Below are 7,136 nucleotides of genomic sequence, written 5' to 3' on the forward strand. Positions count from 1 at the left end.
AGGCTCGACGGCCTGAAGCGGGGGCGCATGCTGCGGCTCCATCGTAGATATCCGCAACCTCAACGCCGCCGGCGTCAGCGAGAATGAGTCAGAGCCAAAGTTCGACGCCGATCCAGGGTCAATGTTCAACGCTGTTTGACACACTGGGCCGGCCAAGCCGTCGCCAGCGCTGTCGGGATCTTGTTGCGCGCCGCGGGCCGCGGATCTGGGACGCGCACCGCCTCCAAACGCATCGGCGGGGCCCGTTCAAGCGCTCGCGCAACCCCGCCTACGTCGCCAAGGTCGACGATGTCGTCGGCCTCACCATGATCCCACCCGCCCATGCAGTGGTGCCATCCATCGATGAGAAGAGCCAGATCCAAGCCCTGAGCGAACCCGCTCCGACCGTCCGCTCGCATCCTCGCCCACTGCCTCGACGGTCTCGCCGACCTGCCACGATCCGGTGCCCCGCTTGCCTGCGACGACACCGCGCGCGAGGCGATGATACGACGACGCTCGAAGGTCAGCCCGAGAAGGCCACCCAATGACCGTGCTCGGCCGCCGGACGTGCCGGCATCGTTCGGTCGAGTTCCGCGCCGTCCTCAAAAAGATCGAAGCGAACTGGTCGAGGGACCGTAACAGTGACCTCGTGCTCGACGACGTCGTCACCGACGAAAGAAGCCTCATCCACGACGCGTCGTTGAAGCGCCCAAGCTAGCAGTTGTAGTTCACTTCGATATCCGCCTCATGGCCTAATACCGACCAGGGCTGGCTCGCACGTCTCACCCGCCAACGCATGCAGCGCGGCGCCTTCAAACGGACCGACGATCTTGAGGGCGCGATCCACGGCGACATCAACCACACCGACGTTGGTCCGAACCCTCTCGTCTGGACCAAATCCGCCGACGCCATCCTCGCCAGCGTCGAACGTTTCTGCCAAGGAACTTCCAACTCCAGCCATTGGGTTCCCAACCCCTTTACCGCAACGGCCGGAACGAGGGGCCTAAACGTAGCTGATGGCGAAGGCGGCTGCAGCGCCGACTCATCCCGCTTTCGCCAACGCCGGAAACATCGCCTTCCAGAAGCCACGCCGCGACCAGCGACTGAAGCGATTGTAGACCGTGGTTTGCCGGCCGTAGGCGGCAGGACAATCGCGCTGGCGGCGACCCGATGTGACGCCATACATAGTGCCACGGATGATCTGCCGGTTACCTTTCCGCGCCGGTTCCGGGTTTATGCTTGCGCAGGACCGGTCTCATCACGCTCCCTGCTCATTCGGGAGGTAGGAAAGGTACGCCGTCTCCGCCCCCATGCTGCAAAACAGTGGCCTGAAATCACAGGATGACAAACCCGCAACAGCTTGGTTCAGCTGACACCTTAGAATCGCCGCTGACTAACGCCTGCCCAGATCACGCACGGACTGTCGCACTCAGTCGTTCGGGATATCGTACGCGTGGCCAATTCAGCTCACTGCCAGAACAAGCCAATGCAGCGAATAAATAAAACTGGAATCCCAGATCGACAAGCGCACCGGAAACAGCGGAAGACAAAAGTAGCCCAAACATTCCGAGCTTAGCACCTAACCGAGCTGGCGAAAGCCCATCGGCGCCGTCGGATTTTCGGAAAAACACCGCCAATAGAAATAGCAAAAACAGGATTGAACCCGGAACTCCAACGTTAGAGAGAAGGGCTAGAACAAAACTCGAAGCTCTCACGCTTCCCAATCCTGCGCCAAGAAATCGGGTGTCATAAAAATTTTGAAGAGCAGCAGCATTCCATCCTGCGCGCTCCAATCCGGATTGGCTCTGTGCCTTTTCATATATCAGCGTTCCGAGAAAATCGTTCAATCCGTCCAGATAAGATTTATTAATGGCAAGAACAAATACAACAAACAAAACCAATGTGGGAAGCGCGATGACCAGTGTCTTAGCATTTTGAGACGTACGAGATGTCGCGGCTTCTTTCAATGCCAATAGATAGAGCACCCCTAGAACGACCGGTGCGCAGACGATCGCGGTCGAAGACGTCGACGCAAGAAGCATAATCAGCGAAATGAGCGCGACGGATCCAGACCAAACACTTCTCACGCCATACAACCAGAGTACACTTGTATATCCAAGCACCCCGATTGTCGCCGTTGAGAAAGAGGATGCCTCCGTAAAAGAGCCCGCTATCCGCTTCAAGCCATTCGATATCTCATCGACGTGCAAAACATAACTCGTATTTCTTATCACCAGAAGAATGGGCTCGGTCCCCGAATAAAAGGTCGCAATATCCAAAATTGCAAATATTATGTTTGCAGATCCATAAATCAGAAAGCCAGTTTGAAGATCGACGATATGCCGTCGGGAGTCGAGGATACTAACAACGACGACGAAACAAAGCAGATTGGCTACACAGTAGATCGATTGGGTCGTGTTACTTCCCCCTGGGGCAAGTGGCGTCAGCATAAGCGTTTGCCCCCCCTCGGAGCTTCCCAGCGCGAACGTGTTAGTCGCACCTTCGAAAATACGGGGATAAAAATAGGCGGTTAAGACCGACATTATAAGAAAGCTAAGCAGCCAAAAACCCGGACGTGGAAAAGTTATAATCTCTAGCGCATTGGCGCATTTATTTTTCGAAAAAATCAAATATGGGAGTAGAAAGATCAAAAATAGATGGACCGGCTGTATTTGCCCGCCAGCACCGAGTGTGATCGCCGACGCGGCACCGAGAAGAGAGGTAAGCAGAAAAACATAAAGCGACGCTTTCTGCCCAAACTGCAAACAGGCAATACCTAGGACAATTGTGATCAATCCGATCGGTGCTATATTCAAAACCAGTATCCTCTTTGTATCAGAGATAACCTCTCCAGTTTTGCAAAGATCGCGAGCGGCTACGGGATCACGGCTTCATGAATGAAAATCCGCCTTCAAATTGCGACACCTGCTACTTGGTCCAGATAATCTAATACATCCCCTGATAGTTCCGAAGAAAGCTTGCGCGTAAATAACTTGCAGCCTCGATTCTTCACGATCAGTTTTGCGTCCTCGACATCCACGATTGGGACTTTGGGAACTAAAGCGTGGACATTGCCATAGTAAAACGGGCCGCCTGGCCCGGTAATATCGACGTACGACTCGACAGGCGACGCTTCGTCTACGAATCTTGAATTCTGAACGATCGTATGTAAGAACATCTCATCCGGCCCAAAAGCGGGGCGGAAAAAACTTTTCAAGCTTGCGTTTCTCTCTGCTTCTTCGAGACAAAATAATGCGCACTCGCGGGTTAATGCAACCCAGTTAGAGCCGAGAGCCACTTGAAACTCTGTCGGAATATCCCTCGGCCAAAACTTTAGGAGTTGTTCTAAAGCATATAATGGCTTTCTTTTATGCGTAAATCGATCGGCCAACTCTCGAAAGTGTCGTCCTTTAACTCTCCATAACTGGCGCTCATCGCCGCAGTCAGCCACAAGGAATCGCCGGATGAACTGCTGCCGTTTACGGCTTTGGAAAAATTCGATAATTTCCTCGTTGTTGGCAAGGGGATAGTCTGCGCCTGAAATGATGACGATGTGTGTACATTCGTCACCGGTCTCATTGATTGCCTCGCGGATCGATAAAAGCGTTGATTCCACTTGACTGAACCCGGCCCACATCACGCGAAGCCTCGGCTCTACGAACTTGATGCGTGGAATTCCAGTCGCAGCACGGATGAACGGCTCGGCTGGCGATTTCGCGTCAACATGAACGAAGCAGGATACAGAGGGGTTCGCGATACGCTTCATGAGGCGGCCGAACAACTGCGGATCGGAATGCGCCAGTACAACATAAGCAAGCTTTGTCTGTGAGCGGGCCCCAGTACTCAACGCCATCCTACGACTCCACCTTCATTTTGTCTTAGCCCCTTTTTAAAATTCAAAAACAATCTGATTTTGGTCGGCAGTGCGTCCTTTAATAATTCCACAGTCATGATAAGCTTTTAAATGGGGCCGATATTCACCGCAATTCATTTACTGTCGAGAAAACAGAATTACGTGAATATCTGATCGCGCGTTTCGCCTCAAGATATTGCGCCTCACCTCCGATAACTCGCCAATCGTAGTCTTTCCGCTTTCGCATACGATAAAGACGTGATCGACTGCGCCGATAGCAGCGAGATATCCAGTTCCTGCGTCGGCATGCCCCAGATCGACGATGACCGATGCGACCTGATTGACTTTTTCAATAATTATCGGTGCCACGTTGAGCGGCATATCTGTGGTGTCGTGAGGCTTCCTGATTTCGGCACCTGAGACATACCCTCCTCCTCCCTCAATCGGGAAAGGCTCGACATGAAAGCCGACGCTGCGATCCAGTTCCTCCGCGTTGGACAAGATCGGTCGCCCTCCTCTGATCCCCGCGATGAAATGCTCTCGCATGTTGTCAAATAAATCAATCAAAATAACGAGGCCGCTATGGCGTCGCTTGATATTATAAAAGCTCTCGACCATAAACGGCGCGAGGAAATTTTGGCTGCACGATACAAACCCAACGGACCAGTGGGCCCTGTGGGCAATGGCCAGCTCGACCTCGGTTGTCAACTTCCGGATCGATGTGTCTATCATTATCTTCTGGACTTGATCGGCTCGGTCGTTGTTCAATTCTTTCGCTAATTTCAGGAGGTCCGCTCTCAGATCTTTGGATATTCCACACTCGATAACCTTCAAGCCCAAAAGCTCTTCGATTTGAGAGGATGATCTTATTTTTTTATCGAGACTGGCTAATACGATGACGAACAATACCCCAGTAAAGATTCCGAAAGAAACGGCAGCGGCCATTATGAGCCCGCTTTTGGGCCAAGCCCTTCCAAGGGGTTCGGAGGCCGCCCCGATGATACGAGCGTCAGCATCGGGCATATAATTGTTTGGGACCCGCCCCTCTGCTATGGCTTGGTCTGCAGCTTTCAATTGGTTGTTGAGAGAATTGATCCGCCCCTGGAGGTACTCCGCTCCATTCTGGGCAGCAGCCAGTTTATACGATATTTGTTGCCCCAGAAACGCGGAGAGGACAGCATTTGCGAGGCGTCGCGCTTCGGTTGGACTCGATGACGTATATGAGACTTCAATGACGTATGATTGCCCGATACGACGTGCGCCCACACGAGATACAAAATTTTGAAAAGCAGCGGCCGCTTCTCGTTCTTTGCGATTGGGATCTTGATCGGCGGGATCGGCCCCATGCGGAAATAGCCCATCTTGTAAACGCTGCCGAAAACTCACGGTTTTTGGGTGCAGCTCATCATTATTCTGCAAGCTGAGATCATCGAAGACTTTTTTTAGCAGCCGCTCTGATCGCACAACTTGAAGCTGGCTTTCGGCCTGCGCGTTATCGAGATTAACTTGCGACGCTAAGCTTGACGTATCGGAGGCGATCGTCGCGCTTCGCCGAGGGTCGAGGAGGAGCGTTCCGCTCGCGGTATAGACCGGCGCAGTAATGTTTATATAGATAGCGGCAAGGATCAGGCACAGCACTATCCAGCCGACGAGGAAAGTCTTCGATCTTAATATTAGTCGTATGAAATTCTCAATCGATGGGCCGACGCCCTGCGACGAATGCCGATAGTTAGGTTCGCTGTACATCGTCGCATTCGCACCAGTCATCGGGGTATGATCAATCATAAACGGCCAACCTTTTACGTATTAAGAAACATTATGGCGCAAATTTTTGGCGGACGATCAATATTAATCTATCTCCGGGTCTAAAGGTCAATTGTGCTATGACAGTCAAGTGACCTCACCGTCCGTAGATATCCTCGACGCGGATGATGTCGTCCTCGCCGGTATAGGAGCCGACCTGCACCTCGATCAGTTCCAGCGGGATCTTGCCGGGGTTGGCGAGGCGATGCATCGAGCCGATCGGCAGGTAGATCGCCTCGTTCTCGTGGACCAGCGTCACCCGCTCGTCCACGGTCACCTCGGCCGTGCCGCGCACCACCACCCAGTGCTCGGCACGGTGGTAGTGCTTCTGCAGCGACAGCCGCCCGCCCGGCACCACCTGGATCCGCTTCACCTGGAAGCGCTCGCCGAGGTCGATCCGCTGATACCAGCCCCAGGGGCGGTACATCCGCAGATGCGCGTCCGCCTCGGGCTCGCCCGAGGCCCGCAGGGCGTTGACCAACTCCTTGACCTGACCCGAATGCGCCTTGGAGGCCACCAGCACCGCGTCGGGGGTCGAGACCACGACCACGTCCTCCAGGCCGACCACCGCGGTCAGGCCACCGCCCTGGCTGTGCACCAGGCTGTTCCGCGTCCCGATCAACGACACCCGGCCGCGCACCGCGTTGCCGGCCTCATCGTGGTCCAGGACCTGCCAGACCGCATCCCAGGTGCCGACGTCCGACCACGCGAACGACACCGGCAGCACGCCGGCCGTGGCGGTCCGCTCCATCACGGCGTAGTCGATCGAGATCTTGGGGGCCCGGGCGAAGGCCTCGGCATCGAGCCGCACGAAGTCGAGGTCGGACACGGCCGCCTCGTAGGCGGCACGGGCGGCCTCCAGCACGGCCGGGGCGAAGGTCTCGAGTTCGGCCAGCATCAGGTCGGCGCGGAACAGGAAGTAGCCGGAGTTCCACAGGGCGCCCTCGGTGATCAGCGCGTCGGCGCCGGCCCGGTCGGGCTTCTCGACGAAGCGGGCGACGCGGGCCGCTCCCGGCGCCTCGTGGATCGGCTCGCCGCGGCGGATGTAGCCGTAATCGGTGGCCGGGCGATCGGGCTCGATGCCGAGCGTCATGGTGTAGCCGGCCCGTGCGCCCTCCGCCGCGCGCCGCACGGCGTCCACGAAGGCGGCGATGTCGGGCACGACGTGATCGGCGGCCATGACCAGCACGACGGCCCGCGGGTCGCTCGCGGCGGCGTGCAGCGCGGCCACCGCCACGGCGGCGGCGGAGTCGCGGCCCTGCGGCTCGAGCAGGATGTCGGCGGTGAGACCCAGCTGGTCGCGCTGCTCGGCGACGATGAACCGGGCCTCGGCCGAGGCGATCACGGTCGGCTTGGCAAACACGCCCGCGTCGGCAACGCGCTCCAGGCTGGCCTGGAAGGTCGAGACCTTCGCGTCCACCAGCTTGGCGAACTGCTTCGGCATGCTCTCGCGCGAGGCCGGCCACAGGCGCGTCCCCGTCCCCCCGCAGAGGATCATCGG

At 56.4% G+C, this 7,136-nt stretch carries 7 protein-coding genes; 1 reads left to right on the plus strand and 6 read right to left on the minus strand.

Annotated elements, in window-relative coordinates; genetic code table 11:
- Nucleotides 1-523: 523 nt before the first annotated feature.
- Nucleotides 524-697: a hypothetical protein gene (locus MKK88_RS00230; RefSeq protein WP_243996557.1), complete on the plus strand. Its 174-nt coding sequence runs from the start codon at nt 524-526 to the stop codon at nt 695-697.
- A 27-nt stretch (nt 698-724) separates the two neighbouring features.
- Here the strand turns inward: MKK88_RS00230 and MKK88_RS00235 are convergent, their stop codons facing one another.
- The 6 genes from MKK88_RS00235 to MKK88_RS00255 form a co-directional block, all read right to left on the minus strand.
- Entirely contained in the window at nt 725-919 is a 195-nt protein-coding gene (locus tag MKK88_RS00235; RefSeq protein WP_243996558.1) for a hypothetical protein, read from the minus strand.
- Nucleotides 920-1,021: 102 nt separating this feature from the next.
- On the minus strand, nt 1,022-1,216 hold the full coding sequence (locus MKK88_RS34190; protein ID WP_409566596.1) for a transposase: 195 nt from the start codon (nt 1,214-1,216) through the stop codon (nt 1,022-1,024).
- A gap of 172 nt (nt 1,217-1,388) precedes the next feature.
- Nucleotides 1,389-2,795: a hypothetical protein gene (locus tag MKK88_RS00240; protein WP_243996560.1), complete on the minus strand. Its 1,407-nt coding sequence runs from the start codon at nt 2,793-2,795 to the stop codon at nt 1,389-1,391.
- 95 nt (nt 2,796-2,890) lie between these two features.
- On the minus strand, nt 2,891-3,832 hold the full coding sequence (locus tag MKK88_RS00245; RefSeq protein WP_243996561.1) for a beta-1,6-N-acetylglucosaminyltransferase: 942 nt from the start codon (nt 3,830-3,832) through the stop codon (nt 2,891-2,893).
- A gap of 138 nt (nt 3,833-3,970) precedes the next feature.
- Nucleotides 3,971-5,617: a Wzz/FepE/Etk N-terminal domain-containing protein gene (locus MKK88_RS00250; protein WP_243996563.1), complete on the minus strand. Its 1,647-nt coding sequence runs from the start codon at nt 5,615-5,617 to the stop codon at nt 3,971-3,973.
- A gap of 115 nt (nt 5,618-5,732) precedes the next feature.
- A partial coding sequence (locus MKK88_RS00255) for a mannose-1-phosphate guanylyltransferase/mannose-6-phosphate isomerase (protein WP_243996565.1) occupies nt 5,733-7,136 on the minus strand: 1,404 nt, incomplete at its 5' end.

The organism is Methylobacterium sp. E-005 (assembly GCF_022829725.1).
Taxonomy (GTDB): domain Bacteria; phylum Pseudomonadota; class Alphaproteobacteria; order Rhizobiales; family Beijerinckiaceae; genus Methylobacterium.

Excerpts from the sequence above, each read along its gene's own strand:
- MKK88_RS00230 (WP_243996557.1), top strand. The coding sequence starts at position 524 with ATGACCGTGCTCGGCCGCCGGACGTGCCGGCATCGTTCGGTCGAGTTC.
- MKK88_RS00245 (WP_243996561.1), bottom strand. The coding sequence starts at position 3,832 with ATGGCGTTGAGTACTGGGGCCCGCTCACAGACAAAGCTTGCTTATGTT.
- MKK88_RS00250 (WP_243996563.1), bottom strand. The coding sequence starts at position 5,617 with ATGATTGATCATACCCCGATGACTGGTGCGAATGCGACGATGTACAGC.